Below are 20,477 nucleotides of genomic sequence, written 5' to 3'. Positions count from 1 at the left end.
TTAATTCTCCCGCATCTGGTTCCCATTAAAATGCAGCTATACTGGACGGCGGACGTAACCAACGTATGCCGTCTTCAGTTCCAGCCCGTCCGGGGGTGGTCATTCCCGTCTGCGACGACCTTCGCGGCACGGCCCGGCTGGTCCGGGCCCTGCTTGCGGGGAGTCTCGTACCGGCGAGGATCGTCTGCGTCGATTCGTCGGCCGCGCCGGACCTGTACCGCCTGCTGGTGACGGTAATCGCTCCGGAAGCCCGGAAGGCCGGTTCTGATTTCACCGTGATCCGGCTGGAGCCGGGCAGGTTCAACCACGGCTGGACACGCAACCTCGGAATCGCCCTGTGCGGGGCCGAACTGGTGGCCCTTTTTTCCCAGGATGCCCTGCCGGAAAAAGACTGCCTTTCGGCCCTCGTGCGGCGAATCATGGCGGATGAGCGGCTGGCGGGTGTATTTGCCAGACAGATGCCTTTCGATTCGACCCCGGAGCCGGTCCGCCGCCGTGTGGACGCCCATTACCCGGCAAACCCGGATGCGGCCGATCCGCTCCGGGCGGCCGGTGTTGTCCGTTTCGACAGCGTGGCCGGAATTATCCGCCTGAAGGCCTGGCTGGACCGCCCGTTTCCGCTGGTGGAGATCGCCGAGGACATCGAGTGGGCCCGCATCCTCTCCGGGCGCGGGTGGAAGTTCGCCTACGAACCCTCGGCCGCCGTTTTCCATGCACACGATCTCGACGGCCGCGCCGATTTCGAGCGGGGCGTCAGGCTCCACCGGCTGCTCTCCCGCGTGTACGGCCTTCGCACCGTGCCGTCGCTGGCGGGCGCCCTGAAAGGGGTTGCCACGCTGGTTCGACAGCGGGAACACCGGTTCCCTGAGGCAGTGGGCGAGGTGTTCGGCCAGTACGTCGGCGGCCTGATCGGCGGGCTGGAGCGGACGGCCGGCCGCCACTACGCCACCTATATAGAGGAAGTGCCGGAGGCGGGTGCATGAAAGTCATGCTCTTCATCCACCAGTTCCGCGACCCCTCGGCCGGGGGGACGGAGGTCTACTGCCGCACACTCGCCCATGAACTGAAGCGGCAGGGGGCGGAGGTTTTGGTGGTCACGGTGGACCGGACCCTGCACCGGCCCGCCTATTCATGGAGCCGGGAAACCGTTGACGGCCTGGATGTGCGGTTCCTTGCAACCCCGCCCGCCGAACGGATGGGATTCGACACCTGGCACGATGACCCCATGACCGACCGCCAGATATCGGGGCTTCTGGAATCGGAACGGCCCGGCGCCATCCATCTGCTCCACCTGTCGGGTCTCTCCGCCGGGTGGCTGGCCGGTGTTCCCCGCCCCGGTCCCTTTGTCGCCATGACGCTCGCCGATCACTGGCTCTACTGTGCACGGGGACAGCTTCTCGATTCGGACCTGAACCTGTGCGACGGCCCGGAGGCCTCTCGCTGCGCCCGGTGCCTGGGCTTCACGGGGGCCGCCTACTGGCGCCACCGTTACAAGCACCGGTGGAGTTCAGGAACGGCCCGCGTGGACAACCGCTGGGTCAGGCTGGAATCCGGACTGAAGCGCGTGGACCTTTTCATTTCGCCCTCCGAAGACCTCGCCGCCCGTCACGTGGAGCTGGGGCTGGTCCCGGTCGGGAAATCCGTGGCCGCCCGGTACGGTTTTCCGCTGCCGGGGCAGTCCGCCCGCCCGGCGCCACCGGGCCGCAGGCGGATCGTGTTCATCGGGTCGCTGATGTACTCGAAGGGCGCCCACATACTGCTGGAAGCATTTTCGCGGCTCGGCGCGCCGGAGCTTTCCCTGGAACTGTACGGAAGGTGGAGCGACTACCACGGGCGGGGCGGCTACCGTGACGACTGCGCGCGTTTTCTCGCCGGACCGCGGGTGACAGACTGCGGACCGGTCCCGCACGAGGAAGTTCCTCCGGTGCTTGCCCGTGCCGACCTATTGGCGGTGCCGAGCATCTGGCCGGAAAACTCGCCGCTCGTCGTGCAGGAGGCATTTCTGGCCGGCACTCCGGTGATGGCGAGCCGCATCGGTGGCCTGAAAGAACTGGTGACGGACGGAGAGGACGGGATACTGGTGACGCCGGGTGATGTGGGTGCATGGGCGCGGGCGCTCGGCGAATGGGCCGCCGGGACTCCGGTACTCGGCGGACTGGGAGCCGCCCGCGGGAAGGTCCGGTCGATTTCGGACGATGCCGCCGGTTTGCTTCGTTTCTACGGGGAGCGCTCCCATGCGGCCTGAGCGGATCGTCGTCGTGGTTCCCGCGTGGAACGAGGCTGCCCGGATACGGAAGGTGCTGGAGGCGGTCCGCCATGAACTGCCCGAGGCGGCGGTACTGGTCGTGGACGACGGCTCGTGGGACGGCACCGGAGAGCGGGCGAGGATGGCCGGTGTCAGCATCTGCAGGCATGGTCTCAACGCGGGCTATGGCGTTGCTGTCCAGACCGGACTCAAGTGGGCCTGGCGCGAGGGGTTCACCGTGGCGGTTACCTGCGACGCCGACGGCCAGCACGAGCCGCAGGAAATCCGGACGCTGCTTGCGCAGATGCAGCTCTCTGGCGCCGATCTGGTCATCGGCACCCGGTACTCGAAGGAGCGGCCCCGCTATGACACGTCGGTCGTCCGCCGCATCGGGGCGAAGGTCTTTGCCTGGCTGACGCGTCTTCTGATCCGCCGGAATGTGAGCGATCCCACCAGCGGGTTCCGGGCCTATGGCCGCCGGGCGATGCAACTGGTGACCGGCGACCGCTACCCGGACGACTACCCGGACGGCGACGCCATCGTGATGTGCCACCGGGCGGGACTGAAGGTGGTCGAGACGCCGGTGGTCATGCACGGCTCGCCGCCCGAGAAGATTTCCATGCACGCCGGGCTGAAGCCGCTCTACTATGTGTTCCACATGACGCTGTCGATGATCCTGATGGTGCTGAGGCGGGACCGCCTGCCGGAGGACGCCAAGCCATGACGGGACCGCTCATGGTAACCGCAGCGCTGGGTGCCGACGGCCTCACGCCCCGGCAGACCGTGTTCGCCACCATCGTGGTCGTGGGGCTCCTCGTGACGGTGTTCGAACTGGTCCGCAGGCGGACGATGCGGATCGAGTATGCGTGGCTGTGGATTATCACCGGCTTTGCGCTCTTTGTGCTGGTGTTCCGCTACAACTGGCTGCTTGCGCTGACCGGCTGGATCGGGGCGGTCGATTCCACCAGTACGCTGATGATCTTCTCGGTCATTTTCCTCGTGGTGCTGGCGATCCATTTTTCCATCCGGATATCCCAGCTCACCAACCGCGTGAAGAACCTCACCCAGGAGGCGGCCCTCCTCCAGCTGGCCGTGGACGATCTCCGGAAGGAACGCGCCGGGTCCGGCCGGGATGCGAGGCCGGAGACGCCACCGGAGGTTCCCGCGGAGCGGACCGGGTAAATATCGGATTTCCTGTTGCCGTTACTTCCCGCTCCGGTTTAGCGTCACCTGCGGACGGAAACCGCGGGCGGTTCCGGACGGGAAGTTAAGGAGTGACGCGCATGGCGGACGCAAGGCAGTACAAGCTGTTCATTGGCGGGGAGTTTGTGGATGCAGCCGACGGGGCTGTGTTCGAGTCCCGCAATCCCTTCAACCAGGAACTGGTGGCGACCTGCGCGCTGGCGGGACCGGCCGACGTGGACCGGGCCGTCGCGGCCGCCCGCAAGACGTTCGAGTCGAAGGAGTGGCAAAAGCTTACTGGTGCCGACCGCGGCGCGATACTCGACCGGCTGGCCGGGCTGGTCCAGAAGAACCTGAGCGACCTCGCCAAGCTGGAGGCGGCCGATTCGGGCTCGATCATGCTGAAGGCGATGAGCGACATGAGCCAGTGTATCGCCACGCTGAAATACTACGCCGAATGCGCCCGGCGTCTGAACGCCATGCGTCCGCTGGAACTGTTCGAAAAACCCATCATGTCGGCCAACTACGTCTACAAGGAGCCGGTCGGCGTCGTGGGGCAGATCATCCCGTGGAACTTCCCTCTGGTGATGTTCTGCTGGAAGATCGGCCCGGCGCTCGCCGCCGGCTGCACGGTGGTCATCAAGCCGGCACTGGAAACCCCGTCTACGGCGATGGAGTTCGCCCGGTTCTGCGGCGAAGCGGGTGTACCGGCCGGGGCCATCAACATCGTGCCGGGCGGGGCCGAGGCGGGCGAGCGGATCAGCTCCCATCCTGGCATCGACAAGGTCGCCTTCACTGGCTCGACGGCCATCGGCCGCCGGGTGATGGAGGTGGCTTCGGGGACGCTGAAGCGCGTGACGCTGGAGTGCGGCGGCAAGAGCGCCAACATCGTCCTTGAGGATGCCGACCTCGACCAGGCCATCGACGGTTCCATGTGGGCGACCTTCTTCCATGCCGGCCAGGCCTGCGAATCGGGCACCCGGCTGTTCCTGCCCGAGAAACTCCACGACCAGTTCGTTGAGAAGCTGGCGGAAAAGACCCGGAAAATCCGTCTGGGCGATCCGGCCCAGATGACCACGCAGATGGGGCCGGTCGTGAGCGAGCGGCAGCAGAAGCGGATACTGGGCTACATCCAGAGCGGACGCGAGCAGGGGGCCGAGGCCGTCACCGGTGGTGGCAAGCCTGCGGGCGAGGCGTTCCAGAAGGGCTGGTTCATCGAGCCCACCGTGTTCGTGGCGGTGAAGAACGACATGAAGATCGCCCAGGAGGAGATATTCGGGCCGGTGCTGTCGGTGCTCAAGTACAAGGACGTGGACGAGGCCGTCGCGCTGGCCAACGACTCGATCTATGGCCTTGGCGGCGGCGTCTGGTCAAAATCGAACGACAAGGCGCTCGCTGTCGCCAAGCGGCTCCGCACCGGGACGGTCTGGATCAACGAGTGGCACATGCTGAACGTCAAGGCTCCCTTCGGCGGCTACAAGCAGTCGGGTATCGGCCGCGAGTTCGGCGAGGAAGGGCTCGAGGCCTATCTCGAAACCAAGCACCTCCATATCGACCTTATCGGCACCCGCTCGAAGAAGGTCTGGTACGACATGATCGCGCCGAGGGGATAAGCGGACGGCGGCGTGTTTCTCCTTGCATTCCCCGCCGCCGTGCGCTTATTGGCCGGACCGGTGAGAGGCCGGGACAGGCGGCGGGCGCGTGGCTGAACATTCAGGAAAAGCCGGGGAGGGCGGGGCTTCCGTGGAAGTCACGGCCGAGGCCGGTCTTCCGCAGAAGCAGGGGCTCCTTCATAATCCCGTGTTCCAGCGGTTCGTGCAGGTGGCCGGCGTCGGCATCTTCGTCTGGTTCCTGTTCAAGTTCGATATCCGCAAGGTGATGGCCGAGCTTCGCGGCGCGGACCTCGTGCTGGTGCTTCTCGGCATGGCCATGACACCGTTCTACCAGGGGTTCCGGGCGGTGCGCTGGACGGTCTTTGCCCATCCGGGCGAGGGAGCCCCGGCGGAACCAGGCCGGTTCGGGCGCCATATCTACAGTTTCCTCAAGGCCGCCTTCTGGGGCGTCGTGACACCGGGCCGGGTCGGCGATTTCCTCAAGTGCGTGGATCTCCGCAAGGAGGGCCATTCCTGGACCGCCTCCATCGCCGCCGGTGTCGCCGAGCGGTTTTTCGATTCCGCTGGCGTGCTCATTGTGCTGGGCCTGGGATGCGCCGCGCTGCCGGAGTCGGTCGTCTTTCCCTTCTCGAAGCTGGGCTATCCTGACCTGCAGCTGAACCGGCTCGGGCCGCTCATCCTGCTGGCGCCGGCGGCGATCTTCGCCGGGTTCCTGCTGGTGCCGCGCTACCTGCTGGCCCCGGAAGGGGCCGAAACCTCCCACCACAAGGGGCTGCGGCAGATGCTTTTCCAGATCGGCGTCTGGCTTCGCGGCCGTACCCGGATGGACCGGGTCCGGATCGTCGTCCTCACGCTGCTCGCCTTCGTGCCGATCGGCGCCGCCCTGTGGCTTTTCTGCCGGGCGGTGAACATCGGCATCTCGCCCGACCAGGTGCTGGTCATCTGGGCCGTGCTGGGCATTGCCACGATCGTGCCGGCGGGTTTCCTTGGCACCGGTTCCCGCGAGGCGGCGCTCATCTACTTCCTTCCGCCCTCATGGGAGATCGCCGAACCCAAGCTGATCGCGCTCGCCACGCTCGTGCTGGTTCAGCAGATCGCCACGCTCGTTCTGGTGGGGCCGTTCATCATCCATGAGCGCATCGCCGCCGCCCGGACCGGCTCTCCTTCCACCAAAGTGGAATAAATCTCCATAACGCGCTCATTCCTGCTTCATATTTGGCCACTATAATTTGTGGTTTACGGCATATATAAGCCCAGTATATGGTTGCTTTCGGTTTCTGTAAGGTTGTCGTTTCTATGCATAACTATCTGAAATACTTAAGGGAATTCTTGACAGCGGGGGCGAAGTTGAAGAGAATGGACAAAAGTGGAATAAAGTGGGATAAAATCCCTCTGTATCCCATTGGCTCGAAACTGCCTGGAGTCCCTTGTGGAGTTCAGGGGAAGGGTGTCGACAGTCAGTGTTCACGGGTCAGCACGAAATCACCATGGACGGCAAGGGCCGCATTGCCCTTCCGTCCCGCTGGCGGAGCAGCTTCCTGGAGCGCGATCCGCAGCGGAAGGTGTTTATCGTCCGCGACCAGAACATGCCCTGCCTCGACCTGATCCCGTATGCGGCTTATGCGCCGAAGCTGATGGAGTTCGCCGACCGTCTGAACGTGATCGAGAGCGGCGAGGAAAGAATGAAACTGCGGCTGCTCACCGCCAGGGCCGTGGACGCCGAGTTCGACGAGCAGTGGCGGCTGCTCATTCCGCAGGATGTGCGCCGGCAGGTGGCGCTGCCGTCCTCGCTGGTGGCGATCGGCAGCGTGAACCGGATCGAGCTGTGGGATCCGGAAGTATGGAACCGGTACGAGGCGGCCGCCGCGCTGAACGGCAAGGCATGAGCGGGGCGGCCGGGAAATGAAGATTACGGGCAAGTGGTGGAACGGCATGATGACATGGAGAACGCCAGCGGGCACCGGAGTGTCCTGCTCGACGAGGCTGTCTCGGCCCTCATGCCGGAGCGTGGCGGTCTCTATGTGGACGGCACGTTCGGAGCAGGCGGGCACTCGCGGGAACTGGTGCGCCGCCTGCCGGAAGGGGGCCGCGTGATCGCGCTCGACGTGGACCCCGGAGCCATTGAGGCGGGCGGCGGGCGGCTGGGGCCGCTGGCCGCCCGCGTCACGCTCCGCCGCGGGAACTTCGCCCGGCTCCCGGAGATTCTGGACGGGATGGGAATCGGGGCCGTGGATGGCGTGCTGCTCGATCTCGGCTGGTCCGGCCTGCAACTGGAAGGAAAGGGGATGTCGTTCATGCGGGATGAACCGCTCGACATGCGCCTGGACCCGGACCTCGCCGTCACGGCGGCCGGTCTTGTGAACGGCCTGCCCGAAAAGGCCCTCGCCGACACCCTGTTTCATCTGGGCGGCGAAACCGAGAGCCGCCGAGTCGCCAGGGCCATTGTTGCCGCCCGGCCGGTCACGACCACGGCCGAGCTCGCCCGCATTGTCGAGGAAGGCAAGGGCGGCCGCCGGGGCGCGCGGATTCATCCGGCGACGAAGACCTTTCAGGCGCTCAGGATGCGCGTGAACGACGAGGCGGGAAACCTTCGCGCTGCGCTGGAGAATATTCCCGGCCGGCTCGCGCCCGGCGGACGGCTGGCAGTCATCACCTTCCATTCGGCCGAAGACCGCATGGTGAAAAACGCCTTCCGGTCCCTGTCCACGCCGGAGAAAGACCCCGTGACCGGCCAGATCGTGAAGGAAGCCGGCTGGAAAACGCTCCGCGATATCGCGCCGTCGGATGCCGAAACCGGATCCAACCCCCGCGCCCGGAGCGCCCGGCTCCGTGTGCTGGAACGGAGGGCCGCATGACCAGCGTTTCGATCAGCGCCAGCCGGTCGGTCCAGCTCCAGCGCCGCGCGCACGATGGCCCTGGCCTCCTGCTCATCATCGGCCCGTGTCTGCTCACGCTGGTACTGGGTGTCGGCTATGCCTGGGCCCGGACCGAACTGGTCCACACGGCGATGGAGACGGGCGAGCTTCGCCGCCTGGAACGTGAACTGGAGATGCGGGAGCGGGAGCTTCTCACGGAAGTGTCGGCGCTCAAGAACCCGGCCCGTATCGAGAAGTTCGCCCGCACACAGCTCGGCCTTGTGACCCGGAGCCCGTCGCAGCTCCTTCAGGTGAACCCGGAGATCATGCGGAAGGTGTTTGCAGGGAGGAACGGCCCATGACGCCGGAGGCGATGCGCACCCGTCTCATCTGGACCGGCACGCTGGTCGTGCTCGGCTCGCTGGTGCTCGCCGTCCGCGCCGCCTCCGTCCAGCTCAAGCAGTTCGACCAGCTTCCGCGCTGGGCCCAGACCCAGAACCGGATCCGGATCACCATCCCCGCCACCCGCGGAAACATCATCGCCAGCAACGGGACGGAACTGGCCGTCAGTATCCCCGCCGAGAGCCTGTGGGCACACCCGAAGCTGATCGAGAACCCGAAAGCCGTGGCAAAGCAGCTTGCGAAGATTCTCCGCCAGGACGAGCGGGAACTGCACCACAAGCTGTCGGGTTCGCGCAGTTTCGTCTGGCTCGCCCGGCAACTGGACCGGCAAACAGCCGACCGGGTGCGTGCGCTGGAGATTTCCGGCATCGATTTCGTGGAAGAGTCGAAGCGGTCGTACCCCCACGGGATGCTGGCGGGGCCGGTCCTCGGTTTCACGGGCATCGACTCCAACGGGCTTGCGGGAATTGAGTATGCCGCCGACGCGATCCTTCGCGGCCGGGACCGGGAAGTCGTCGGCGAACGGGACGCCCGCGGACGTTTTTTCCGCATCGGCGGACGTGAACCCGACCGGTCGCCGGACGGTGACAACATCTACATTACCATCGATGCCCGCATTCAGGAGATCGCCGAGCGCGAACTGATGGCCGCGGTCGGGCGGCACGAGGCGATCGGCGGTACCGCTGTCGTCATGGACCCGTGGACCGGCGATATCCTGGCGATGGCCAGCTATCCCGGTTTCGATCCCAACCGGTACCGGGACTACCCGCAGGAGCGGTGGCGCAACGATGCCATTGGAAGCGTCTGGGAGCCGGGCTCGACCCTCAAGACGTTCCTGATCGCCGCCGCCCTGGAAGAAGGCGCTGTTGCTCCTTCAACGCTGATCGACTGCGAGAATGGCCGGCTCGAATACGCCCGCCGGGTGGTGTTCAGGGACGATCATCCGCGGGAGGTGATCCCGGCGGCGGACGTGCTCAAGTTCAGCTCCAACATCGGTTCGATCCGCATCGCGGAAAAACTGGGCAAGGAAATGCATCTGGACTACCTGCGCCGGTTCGGCTTCGGCGTCCGGTCGGAGATCGACCTGCCGGGCGAAGAGCGTGGAATACTCGGGCCCACGTCGCAGATACGCGATGTGCAGTGGGCGACGATCGCCTTCGGACAGGGTATTTCGGTGACGCCGCTCCAGGTGACGCGCGCCATGGCCGCCATCGCCAACGGCGGACGGCTGCCCCGGCCCCGGCTGCTGGCCTCGGTGCGAAACCCGGCAGGAGGCATTGTGGTCGGCCGCCAGCCGCCGCACCTGGAGCGGGTGATCAGTTCCAGGACAGCCGAAACGATGACGCGGATGCTGGAAACAGTCGTCGAGCCCGACGGCACCGGTGCGCTGGCGAACGTCGCCGGTTACACGATCGCCGGAAAGACCGGCACGTCGCAGAAGCACGACATTAGCCGGCGCGGTTATTCCGCCAAGGCCCGGATCGGATCGTTCGTCGGCTTCGTTCCCTCCCGGGATCCGAAGCTGGTCATCTTCGTCTCGATCGACGAGCCCAAGGGTGTCGTGTACGGCGGCAAGACCGCCGGGCCCGTCTTCCGGGCCATCGCCGAGCAGACCCTTTCGCTCATGGCCGTGACCCCGACCGCTCCGGTGGCGGGGGCGCTGGCAATGCAGGCCGGCGTCGTGCCCGCCTCCTGGGAGGGCGAGTCCGGCGCCGTTCCGCGCCGCCGCGAACCGGTCGTTCACGAACCGGACGCCGGAGAGGAATACGGCCCCCGGCTCCCGGACTTTACCGGGATGACCCAGCGGCGTCTCATCGCCTGGGGCCGCCAGAACAGTGTCGAATTTGAAATCCGGGGTTCCGGAATAGTCATGCGCCAGCAGCCTCCCTGGGGAACGCCGCTGGAGCATGCTGGAAAAGTGACGGTGGAGATGAAACCGCCACCCTGAAGGCAGGGGTGGCCCAGGGCCTTTGGGGGGGACCGGTGGCTGGGGAGCCAGTGGTCCAGAAACCCTGAAGAGCCGTGTGGAGAGACAGAGTGAGGCTTGAAGTGCTCCTGACCTCTCTCAATGGAATCGAACTGGCCAGCCGCTGCGACGGTTCGGCCGAACTCGTCTCGTGCGTGGACGATCACCGGGCCGCCCGCGCCGGTTCGCTTTTCGTCGCGCTGAAGGGTGCCCGGATGGACGGCCACGACTGGGCCGCCGCCGCGCTCGGGCAGGGGGCCACTGGCGTGCTTCTTGACCGGACGGATGTGGCCGGATCCCTTGCCGCGGCGTTCCCGGATCGCGCCGTACTGCTGGCCCGGAATACCCGCGAGCTTGCCGGTCCCGCCGCCGCCGCCATCAGCGGGTATCCGGGCCGGAGTCTCCGCTCGGCGGGCGTTACCGGCACCAACGGCAAGACGACGACGGCGTTCCTTCTGGAGTCGGTATTCCAGGTGGCGGATCTCGCGCCCGCCCTGGTCGGTACGGTTGGAACCCGCTGGCCCGGCCATGCGGCCGAATCGGCGCAGACGACACCGGGGGCGGCGGCCCTCCAGGGGCTGCTCGCCTCGGCGGTGAAAGCCGGTGCGCGGTCGCTCTCGATCGAGATATCCTCCCATGCCATCGACCAGTGGCGGGCCGACGGGCTCGACCTGGACTGCGCGGTCTTCACCAACCTCACCCGCGACCATCTCGACTACCACGGCGGCATGGATCGGTATTTCGCCGCCAAGGCGGCGATGTTCACACGGCTGCTCGTCCAGTCGGTGAAACGGCCGCGCACCGCCGTCATCAATCTGGACGACCCCTATGGCCGCCGCCTGGCGGGAATGGTCCCGGCGGAGGTGGAGCGGGTGCTGCTCTATTCGTGCGAGGCCGGTACGGGCGCGCAGGTATGGGCCGAAAGCTATGAGCTGTCCGCTTCCGGCATCCGGGCGTCCGTCATAACTCCCGCCGGAAAGCTGGAGCTGAGGTCGCGGCTTCTGGGTGCCTACAACCTGTCGAACCTCCTTGGCGCGCTGGCGGCGGGGATTGGCATGGACATCCCGCCGGAGACGGTGATCCGGGGGCTGGAACTGGCCCCGCCGCCACCCGGACGGCTGGAGCGGGTGGACGGCGGCGCCGGTTTCGAGGTTCTCGTCGATTACGCCCACACGCCCGACGCGCTGGAGAAAGTCCTCGTCACGCTCAGGCCGCTCGCCGGGGGAAGGCTCATCACGGTGTTCGGCTGCGGCGGCGACCGCGACGCCACCAAGCGTCCGGAGATGGCCGCCGCCGCCGCCCGGTACAGCGATCTGGTGGTGCTCACCTCCGACAATCCGAGGACCGAAGACCCGGAGCGGATACTGGATGCCTGCGAGGCCGGTTTTGCGGCGGAGAATTTCCCGGCCGCGTCCGGCGGCATGACAAGGGGTTACGTGCGTATCGCCGACCGGCAGGCAGCCATCGGGGAGGCCGTCCGCCGCGCCCGGCCCGGAGACATCGTGCTGATTGCGGGCAAGGGGCACGAAACCTGCCAGATCATCGGCACGGAAAAACGGCCTTTCGATGACCGGCTGGAAGCGGCGCTTGCCCTCCGTTCGAAACGGGAGGGAAGGTCATGATGCCGTTCCTCGGATTCGAGGAAATGGTGAGGATCACCGGCGGGGATGTAATCATCCCGACGGGCCGGTCCATTTCGGGCGCCTCCATCGATACCCGCTCGATCGTTCCGGGCGAGCTGTTCCTGGCCCTGCCGGGAGAAAAGGCGCACGGCCACCGGTTCGTGACGCAGGCGGCAGCGCTGGGCGCTCCGGCGGTGGTGCTGGACGGCTCCGCTGGCGGCCTGCCGGATCTCGCCCCACTGGAAAAGCTCGGCCATGTGGGTGCGATCGTGGTTCCCGACCCCCGGGCCGCGCTGTGGCAGCTCGCGGCGGCGCGGCGTGCCTCGTTCGGAGGAACCGTCGTGGCCGTGTGCGGTTCCAACGGCAAGACCACGACCAAGAATCTTGCCGGGGCTGTCTGCCGGGCCGTCGCGCCGTCGCTCCATACCCACGGCTCGTTCAACAACGACCTCGGCGTCCCGCTCACGCTGCTCCGGCTGGAGCCGTACCACCAGTTCGCCGTGCTGGAACTCGGAATGAACCATTTTGGCGAGATCGACCGGCTGGCAGGGCTTGTCCGGCCGTCGGGCGCGCTGATGACCAATATCGGCCCCGAGCATCTGGAAGGCCTTGGGTCCATCGAAGGCGTGGCGAAGGCCGAGGGAGAGATCATCGCCCACCTGCCGCCAGACGGATTTTTCGTCGTGAACGTGGACGATCCCTTCTGCGTCCGCATGGCTGAAGGCTACCGGGGCCGCAAGGTCAGCTTCGGACTGGAAGGCGCCGCTGACGTGACAGCCACCGGCATCAGGGATGGCGGCGACGGCGTGCAGCAGTTCACGCTCCGCTACGGCGGCGAGAGTATCGAACTCCGCTTCCCTCTTGTGGGCCGCCACAACCTGATGAACGCGCTCGCCGCCTCGGCGCTGGCGCTGGCGCTCGGTATTCCGGCCGAAGCGGTTTCCGCCGGGCTGGAGTCGGCCGAACCGGCCGCCCTGCGCGGAAGGCTGGTCCGGGGCACTGACGGCACGCGCCTGTTCATCGACTGCTACAACGCGAACCCCGCCTCGATGGAAGCGGCGATGGCCTCGGTCGCGGCTCTGCCGGGAACGGGCCGGCTCGTTGCCGTGCTGGGCGAGATGAAGGAACTGGGCGTGGATTCCGGCCGGCTCCACTACGAGACCGGCGGGTCCGCGGCCCGGCACGGATTCCAGGCGGTGTATGCCTATGGCGCGGGCGGACGCCGGATCGCCGATGGCGCCCGCGACGGCGGTGCGGCGGTGGCGGAAGCGTTCGATTCCCATGCGTCCCTGCTGGCGGCCCTGGAACCCGCCCTCGCGGGCGGTGAGCGGATTCTCGTCAAGGGTTCGCGGGGCTCCCGCATGGAAGCGGTTGCGGGACCGCTGGAGGCGCGGCTCACCGGCCGCGCCGGAGGAGAGACACACTAGATGCTCTACTGGCTGCTCTATCCGATGGCGGACCAGTTTTTCGCCTTCAACGTGTTCCGGTACATCACGTTCCGGTCGCTCGGGGCTGCCGTGACGGCGTTCCTGCTGGGCGTCCTGCTGGGTCCGTGGGTGATCGGCAAGCTGCGCGAGCTCAAGTACGGCCAGCAGATCCGCACCGACGGTCCCCAGACGCACATGGCCAAGCAAGGCACGCCGACGATGGGTGGCGTGCTCATCCTGGGGTCGATCCTCGTCTCCGTGCTGCTCTGGAGCCGCCTCAACTCCGAGAAGATGTGGGTGGTCATGTTCACGATGACCGGCTTCGGCGTGATCGGCTTCTACGACGACTGGCTCAAGATCACGAAGAAGAACACCAAGGGGCTGTCGGGGAAACTCCGGCTCCTCTGCGAGTTCCTGATCGCGGGCACGGTTGGCTACTGGGTCTGGACCCGGGGCATCTCCACCGAGCTGTCGGTTCCGTTCATCAAGGAATTCACGCCGGACATCGGGGCCTTTTACGTGTTCCTCGCCATGTTCGTCATCGTGGGCGCGGCCAACGCCGTGAACCTGACGGACGGCCTCGACGGGCTCGCCATCGGCCCCATCATCATCTGCTCGGCGGCTTACGCCGTGCTGGCGTATCTCACCGGCCACCAGAAGATCGCCGACTACCTCCAGCTGCCCTTCGTGCCGGGAGCCGGGGAACTGGCCGTGATCGGATCGGCGGCGGCCGGTGCCGGCCTCGCCTTCCTGTGGTTCAACTGCCACCCGGCGCTGGTGTTCATGGGCGACGTGGGGGCACTGGCCCTGGGTGCGCTCATCGGCAGCATCGCCGTGCTGGCCAAGCATGAGTTCCTCCTCGTCATCGTGGGCGGCGTGTTCGTGATCGAAACGGTGTCGGTGATGATGCAGGTCTCCTGGTACAAGCTGAGCGGGGGCAGGCGGATTTTCCGCATGGCCCCGCTTCACCACCACTTTGAACAGGTGGGATGGCCCGAAACCCGCGTGACCGTGCGGTTCTGGATCATCTCCATCATCCTGGCGCTCGTGAGTTTCTCGACGCTGAAGCTGAGGTAGCAGGCAGGTTTTCATGCACGGACGGTACGAAGGACAGGTGATCGGAGTCGTGGGGCTCGGCAAGACCGGCCTCTCGGCCTGCCGTTACCTGCGCGCCGGAGGCGCCCGCGTGCGGGCCTCCGACACGCGGCCATCACTGGAAGCGGATACCGATGCTGAACTCCGGCGGTCCGGCGTGGACCTGTTCCTTGGCGGCCACCCGCCGGCCTTCTTCGAGGGGCTCGATGGGGTCATGGTGAGTCCCGGCGTCCCGCTCATGAGCGATCCGCTGCGGCAGGCCGCCGCCCGTGGACTTCGCCTCGTGGGTGACATCGAGTTCGCCTGGCCCGCCCTGGAGGGCCCCGTCGTCGCCATCACCGGGACCAACGGCAAGTCCACCACGACGACGCTCGTCGGCGAGATGCTGAAGGCGTCCGGCAGGCGGATTTTCATGGGCGGAAACCTCGGCACGCCGGTGTTCGAGGCGGCCGGGCAGAAGCTGGATGCCATCGTGCTGGAGGTTTCCTCCTACCAGTGCGAAACCGTCGAGAAGTTCTGTCCGAAGGTGGCGGTCCTTCTCAACATTACCGAGGATCATCTGGACCGCTATCCGTCGTTTGATGACTACGCCGCCGCCAAGCTGCGCCTGTTCCGGGCGATGGGCGAGAGCGACTGGGCAGTGCTGTCGGCCGACGACAGCGCCGTGGTAAAGGGAGCGTCGTCCATTCGTGCGCGGCGGCTGTGGTTCTCGGCCAACGGCCGCGAGCTGCCGGGCGACGGGATCAGGCTTCACGGAACGCTTGCCCGCTACTGCGTTGATGGCGTGACCGAGGATATCGACCTCGCCCGTTCGCCGCTGAAGGGACTCCACAACCGCGAGAACCTGGCCGCCGCGATCCTGGCGGCCCGCCTCATGGGCGCGGACTGGACCGCCATCCGTTCCGTCGTGCAGGGGTTCCGGGGGCTGCCCCACCGCTGCGTGCTGGTACGGGAACTGAATGGCGCCGCCTACTACAACGACTCCAAGGCCACGAACGTCGGGGCCACGGTCCGTGCGCTGGAAGGCTTTGCCGGGAACGTGATCCTCCTTGTGGGCGGCGTGGAAAAGGGCGGCAGCTACGAACCGGTCCGCCGCAAGCTGGGCAGCATCGTCAGCCGGGTGATCGCTTTTGGTTCCTCGCGGGACCGGCTGGCCGCCGAACTGGGCGGTGTCGTCCCGGTTGAAACCGCAGAGACCCTTCCCGAGGCGGTGCGCCTTGCCCACGGAGCCGCCGTGCCGGGCGATACGGTTCTTCTGGCGCCGGCCTGCGCCAGCTTCGACCAGTTCAGGAACTATGCCCACCGTGGCGAAGTCTTTGAAGCGGAGGTGGGACGTTTATGAGTTCCGCCGCCCGCAGTCTCGTACGGAAAACCCTGTCCGCGAGGGCGCATCCCTCCACGGCCGGCATCCTCGTTCCTGTCATGTCCCTCTTTGTCATCGGCATGGTGATGGTGTTCAGCGCCAGCTCGATCCGGGCGAAGGAACTGTTCGGCGACGAGTTCTACTACCTGACCCGGCAGGGGATCGGCGCGGCCATCGGCTGCGCGATGGCTGGAATCGCGGTGGCCGTTCCGCCGGCCCGGTGGTCGAGGCTCGCGCCCGTCCTGTATGCGGCGGCCCTCATCATGCTGGTTCTGGTCCTGCACCCCTCGATCGGTGTCGCCGCCAACGGCGCCCGCCGCTGGTTCCGTTTCATGGGGTTCGGGTTCCAGCCGTCGGAGTTCGCCAAGCTCGCCCTGATCCTGCTCCTGGCAAGGGGCCTCAGTTCCATTGACGACCGGGTGCGTTCCTTTACCGGCGGGTTCCTGCCGCCGCTTCTGCTGGCGCTGGTGCCGCTGGCACTCATCATGGCCCAGCCGGACCTGGGAACGGCGGTTGTGATCGGCACCGTCGCCTGCGGAATGCTGTTCGTTGCCGGAGCCCATCCGCTGCACCTGGGCGGACTGGTTCTGGCTGGTGCCGGAGCCGTGGCGGCCGTCATCGCCGTGACCCCGTGGCGGGTTCAGCGGGTGATCGCCTTCCTGGACCCGTGGGAAAACTCCCGCGACTCGGGATTCCAGCTCGTCCAGTCGCTCATCGCCTTCGCCAAGGGCGGCATCCTGGGCGTTGGTCTCGGCGACTCGCGCCAGAAGCTGCACTTCCTCCCGGAGGCGCACACTGATTTCATCTTTAGTGTCCTGGCCGAGGAAATGGGGTTCCTCGGCGTCATCTTCGTGATCAGTCTGTTCCTGGCGCTGGTGATCTCCGGTCTCAGGATCGCCTCGAAGGCGGAAACCCGTTTCGAAATGCTGGCCGCGGCGGGAATCTCGATGCTGATCGCGGTCGAGGCCTTCTTCAACCTCGCCGTGGTGATGGGACTCGCTCCCACCAAGGGGCTTCCCCTGCCGTTCTTCTCGGTCGGGGCCACGAGCCTGGTCATCCACTTCTGGCTGGTCGGCATCCTGATCTCCATCGCCCGGAGGACACCCGCATGAGACTGATCGTGGCGGGCGGCGGCACGGGCGGACACCTGTTCCCCGGCATTGCGGTGGCGGAGGAGTTCCTTGCCCGCGATCCGGAAAACCAGGTGCTGTTCGTCGGCGCCCGGCAGGGAATCGAGGCGCGGGTGCTTCCTGAGCGGGGGCTTCCGCACCGGCTCCTGGACGTGTCCGGGCTGAAGGGGCTCGGTCTGGGGGCAAGGCTCAGGGGCCTGATGCGGCTGCCGGTGGCACTGCTCCGGGCGCTCGGCATCGTGCGTGAGTTCCGTCCGGATATCGTGCTGGGTGTGGGCGGCTACGCCTCGGGTCCGGTGCTGCTGGGGGCTTGGCTCGCCCGCGCCTACACGGCGGTCCAGGAACAGAACTCGCGGGCCGGCCTGACCAACCGCGTGCTGGGGCGGCTTGTCCGCCGGGTGTTCCTCGGTTTCGAGGGCGCCCGGAGCCAGTTTCCGGCGGCGAAGACGGCCGTTACGGGAAATCCCGTCCGCTCGGACATCCGGGCGAAGGCCGCGCAGCCATCGCCGCTTCCGGCACAGCCGCATGTGGTGATTCTGGGCGGTTCGCAGGGGGCGCGGGCCCTGAACGAGCGCCTGCCGGAAGTCTGGAAGAAGGTGGCGCCGCAGCATCCGGGCCTGAAGTGGACGCACCAGTGCGGGCGCGGGAATCTGGACGGCGTGAAGGCCGCCTACGGCACGGGAGCAGAAGGCATCACCGTGGCGGAGTTCGTCTCCGACATGGCCGCCCTGATCCAGGACGCGACGCTGGTCGTGGGGCGCGCCGGGGCCTCGACCGTGGCCGAGCTTGCCGCGCTCGGGCGTCCGGCCCTGTTCGTGCCGTTCCCGGCGGCGACCGACGATCACCAGACGCTGAACGCCCGCGACTGCGTGGCGGCGGGCGGGGCGGTGCTGGTACCGCAGGCGGAGGCGGCCGTCGAACGGCTCGCCGCCGAGGTGGACCGGCTGCTCCGGAGCCGGACGGAACTGGAAAGGATGGGCCTGGCGATGCGGTCGTTCGGAAAGCCGGATGCCGCCGCCCGGATCGTGGACATCTGCCTGGCGGACCTGGGGAGGTCCGCCGGTGCTGGCGGGAAAGGAATGGCGGCGGGCGGCAGGGCCGCCTGACGGGTAGCGAGGGCGACTGGAGTCGGAGGCGCGGGAGCTTCCGGATGTTTTACCAAGGGTTGGCGGGCCGCTGACGGCACCGCCGGTGAGGAGTGAGAAGCGATGTACGGACGAGTCAGAAAAATTCACCTTGTGGGAATCGGCGGTTCCGGCATGAGCGGAATCGCGGAGATACTGCTGAACCGGGGGTTCCCGGTTTCCGGGTCCGACCAGAAGCCGGGCGAGACGACACGCCGCCTGGAGGCGCTCGGTGCGCAGGTGTTCGAGGGGCACCGGGCCTCCAATGTCGAGGGTGCGGATATCGTGGTTCTCTCGACGGCGATCCGGGCCGATAACCCCGAAGTGGTGGCCGCCCGCGAGCGCGGGCTCATTGTGATCCCCAGGGCCGAGATGCTCGCCGAGCTGATGCGGATGAAATACGGCATCTCCATCGCGGGCACTCACGGCAAGACCACGACCACCTCGATGGTGGGGCTGGTGCTGGAGACCGGTGCGCTGGACCCGACGGTCATCGTGGGTGGACGGCTCAAGGTGTTCGGTTCCCATGCGCGTCCGGGGGCAGGGGAGTTCTTCGTCGCCGAGGCGGACGAGTCGGACGGGACGTTCCTCCGGCTCACGAGCTGCATCAGCGTCATCACGAACATTGACGCTGAGCATCTGGATTTCTGGGGCGACATGGACCGCTACCGCGAGGCGTTCGTGGACTTCGCCAACAAGGTTCCGTTCTTCGGGCTTGTCGTCGCCTGCATTGACCACCCGGAGGTCCAGTCCATCCTGCCGCGCGTGACCCGCCGGGTGCGGACCTACGGGTTCGGGGCGCCCGCCGACATCCGCGCCGTGGATGTGCGGGACGAGGCGTTCGGCAGCCGGTACCGCCTCGTCGTGGACGGCCGCGAGGTGGCCGAGGTGAAGCTGTCGGTGCCGGGCCGGCACAACGTGCAGAACTCGCTGGCCGCGGTGGCCGTGGGCCTGGAACTGGGCGTGCCGGTGGCGAAGATCGTCCGGGGGCTGGAGCGGTTCACCGGTGTCCACCGCCGCTTCGAGGTGCGGGGAGAGGCCCGCGGCGTGCTGGTCGTGGACGACTACGGCCACCACCCGGCGGAAATCCGGGCCACGCTGGAAACCGCCCGCCGCCTGTGCCCGGACCGGCGGCTCGTGGTCTGCTTCCAGCCGCACCGCTACAGCCGGACCAAAGCGCTCTACGACCAGTTCATGAACGCGTTCAACGACGCCGACGTCGTTTGGGTGCTGGACATCTATCCGGCGGGCGAGACGGCCACGCCGGGCGTCAATGCCGAATGGCTGGTGAAGGGGCTCCAGGCCCGGGGCGTCAAGCGCGTGCAGCTGGGCGGCACGGTGAAGGAGGCCTCCGCGGCGCTTCCCTCGGAACTGCTGGAAGGCGACCTGTTCCTGACGCTGGGGGCGGGGAACGTGCATCAGGTGGGCGACGAGGTGCTGGCCGCGCTGGGCGCTCAGGCGACCGGAGGAACCGCAGGGTGATCATGGCTGCCGCCAGACTGGATGCCGGCGCCGCAGGGCGCGTCGCCGCCGGGCTCGAAGGCCGGATGGGCAAGCGGTTGCGGCTGCAGGAGCCCCTCGTCCGGCATACGGCCTTCCGCCTCGGCGGGCCGGCGGACCTTTTCGCCGAGGTCTGGACGGCGGCCGAACTGGCGGAGCTGTACCGGCTGTGCGCCGCTGAGGGTCTTCCGGTCTTCCTGCTCGGCCGCGGAACGAACCTGCTCGTCCGCGACGGCGGCTTCCGGGGCGCGGTGGCCGTGCTCGGCGGTGATTTCGAGCAGATCGCCCGGATCGGCGAACAGGGCGGAAAAATGCTCCTCCGGGCGGGCGGCGGCGTGCTGAACGCGCAGCTCGTCAAATACTGCCACCACAACGGCCTGGTGGGGCTGGAGTTCCTGGCCCTCATTCCGGGGACGGTTGGCGGCGCGATCCGGATGAATGCCGGCGCGCACGGGAGCGAGATCCGCGAGTTTGTGGACAGCGCCGACATCGTGGCCGCGGACGGCCGGATCGAAACCCGCAGCCTCGATGAACTGGGACTTTCGTACCGGCGGAGCGCGCTTGCTCCGGGCGACGCCGTGGCATCGGTGGACCTGCTGGTCCCGCCGGGGGATGTGGGGGCCGCCCGCGAACGGATGCGCGAGTTTTCCCGGCACCGGACGGCGACCCAGCCGCTCGGCGAGCCCAATGCCGGATCGGTGTTCAAGAACCCGGAAAAGGAGTTCGCGGGCCGGCTGATCGAGGAGGCCGGACTGAAGGGCTATCGCGTGGGCGGCGCCCGAGTGAGCGAGCTGCATGCCAATTTCATCGTCGGTTCCACCGAGGCGACGGCGGCGGACGTGGAGGCGGTCATCCGGCACGTCCGCAACAAGGTGTTTGAACGGACCGGCATCCGGCTGGAACTGGAAATCAGGATTATCGGCGAGCCCGCGGAAGGCTCGGAAAGGTAAGGG

General features: G+C 67.1%; 18 protein-coding genes. All 18 read left to right on the top strand.

Features of this window, described 5'->3' with window-relative positions:
- The first annotated feature begins 65 nt into the window (after positions 1-65).
- The 18 genes from KIT79_11955 (at position 66) to murB (ending at position 20,474) form a co-directional block, all read left to right on the top strand.
- Positions 66-983 carry a glycosyltransferase gene (locus tag KIT79_11955; GenBank protein ID MCW5830016.1) on the top strand — a complete coding sequence of 306 codons (918 nt, stop codon included), beginning with the start codon at positions 66-68 and terminating at the stop codon, positions 981-983.
- Positions 980-2,245 (top strand): glycosyltransferase, encoded by a 1,266-nt coding sequence (locus KIT79_11950; protein ID MCW5830015.1) that lies wholly within the window; start codon positions 980-982, stop codon positions 2,243-2,245. Before KIT79_11955 ends, KIT79_11950 begins: the two co-directional genes overlap by 4 nt.
- Positions 2,235-2,969, top strand: coding sequence for a glycosyltransferase family 2 protein (locus tag KIT79_11945; GenBank protein MCW5830014.1), 735 nt, complete (start codon positions 2,235-2,237; stop codon positions 2,967-2,969). Before KIT79_11950 ends, KIT79_11945 begins: the two co-directional genes overlap by 11 nt.
- The gene (locus tag KIT79_11940; GenBank protein ID MCW5830013.1) at positions 2,966-3,427 is read left to right on the top strand and encodes a DUF2304 domain-containing protein; all 462 of its coding nucleotides are present in this window, start codon (positions 2,966-2,968) and stop codon (positions 3,425-3,427) included. Before KIT79_11945 ends, KIT79_11940 begins: the two co-directional genes overlap by 4 nt.
- A gap of 101 nt (positions 3,428-3,528) precedes the next feature.
- A complete protein-coding gene (locus KIT79_11935; GenBank protein ID MCW5830012.1) occupies positions 3,529-5,040 on the top strand; it encodes an aldehyde dehydrogenase family protein in 1,512 nt (503 codons plus the stop codon).
- Positions 5,041-5,128: 88 nt separating this feature from the next.
- A complete protein-coding gene (locus KIT79_11930) occupies positions 5,129-6,223 on the top strand; it encodes a flippase-like domain-containing protein (protein MCW5830011.1) in 1,095 nt (364 codons plus the stop codon).
- Between the two features lie 277 nt (positions 6,224-6,500).
- A complete protein-coding gene (locus KIT79_11925) occupies positions 6,501-6,926 on the top strand; it encodes a hypothetical protein (GenBank protein ID MCW5830010.1) in 426 nt (141 codons plus the stop codon).
- A 54-nt stretch (positions 6,927-6,980) separates the two neighbouring features.
- The gene (rsmH, locus tag KIT79_11920; GenBank protein ID MCW5830009.1) at positions 6,981-7,895 is read left to right on the top strand and encodes a 16S rRNA (cytosine(1402)-N(4))-methyltransferase RsmH; all 915 of its coding nucleotides are present in this window, start codon (positions 6,981-6,983) and stop codon (positions 7,893-7,895) included.
- Positions 7,892-8,257 (top strand): cell division protein FtsL, encoded by a 366-nt coding sequence (locus KIT79_11915; GenBank protein MCW5830008.1) that lies wholly within the window; start codon positions 7,892-7,894, stop codon positions 8,255-8,257. Before rsmH ends, KIT79_11915 begins: the two co-directional genes overlap by 4 nt.
- A complete protein-coding gene (locus tag KIT79_11910; protein ID MCW5830007.1) occupies positions 8,254-10,245 on the top strand; it encodes a penicillin-binding protein in 1,992 nt (663 codons plus the stop codon). The genes KIT79_11915 and KIT79_11910 overlap by 4 nt, the downstream gene beginning before the upstream one ends.
- Before the next feature lie 89 nt (positions 10,246-10,334).
- Entirely contained in the window at positions 10,335-11,885 is a 1,551-nt protein-coding gene (locus KIT79_11905) for a UDP-N-acetylmuramoyl-L-alanyl-D-glutamate--2,6-diaminopimelate ligase (protein ID MCW5830006.1), read from the top strand.
- Positions 11,882-13,312, top strand: a complete 1,431-nt coding sequence (gene murF / locus KIT79_11900; protein MCW5830005.1) for a UDP-N-acetylmuramoyl-tripeptide--D-alanyl-D-alanine ligase — start codon at positions 11,882-11,884, stop codon at positions 13,310-13,312. Before KIT79_11905 ends, murF begins: the two co-directional genes overlap by 4 nt.
- A complete protein-coding gene (mraY, locus tag KIT79_11895) occupies positions 13,313-14,389 on the top strand; it encodes a phospho-N-acetylmuramoyl-pentapeptide-transferase (protein MCW5830004.1) in 1,077 nt (358 codons plus the stop codon).
- Between the two features lie 13 nt (positions 14,390-14,402).
- Entirely contained in the window at positions 14,403-15,749 is a 1,347-nt protein-coding gene (gene murD / locus KIT79_11890) for a UDP-N-acetylmuramoyl-L-alanine--D-glutamate ligase (GenBank protein MCW5830003.1), read from the top strand.
- Entirely contained in the window at positions 15,746-16,882 is a 1,137-nt protein-coding gene (gene ftsW / locus KIT79_11885) for a putative lipid II flippase FtsW (protein MCW5830002.1), read from the top strand. Before murD ends, ftsW begins: the two co-directional genes overlap by 4 nt.
- Positions 16,879-18,006: an undecaprenyldiphospho-muramoylpentapeptide beta-N-acetylglucosaminyltransferase gene (gene murG, locus KIT79_11880; protein ID MCW5830001.1), complete on the top strand. Its 1,128-nt coding sequence runs from the start codon at positions 16,879-16,881 to the stop codon at positions 18,004-18,006. The genes ftsW and murG overlap by 4 nt, the downstream gene beginning before the upstream one ends.
- Before the next feature lie 102 nt (positions 18,007-18,108).
- Positions 18,109-19,506, top strand: a complete 1,398-nt coding sequence (locus KIT79_11875) for a UDP-N-acetylmuramate--L-alanine ligase (protein ID MCW5830000.1) — start codon at positions 18,109-18,111, stop codon at positions 19,504-19,506.
- A 2-nt stretch (positions 19,507-19,508) separates the two neighbouring features.
- On the top strand, positions 19,509-20,474 hold the full coding sequence (gene murB / locus KIT79_11870; GenBank protein ID MCW5829999.1) for a UDP-N-acetylmuramate dehydrogenase: 966 nt from the start codon (positions 19,509-19,511) through the stop codon (positions 20,472-20,474).
- Positions 20,475-20,477: the final 3 nt, after the last annotated feature.

Source organism: Deltaproteobacteria bacterium, assembly GCA_026129095.1.
GTDB lineage: Bacteria > JAGRBM01 > JAGRBM01 > JAGRBM01 > JAHCIT01 > JAHCIT01.
Note: the sequence above shows the minus strand (reverse complement) of the source record. Positions and strands in the feature narration are given on the sequence as shown.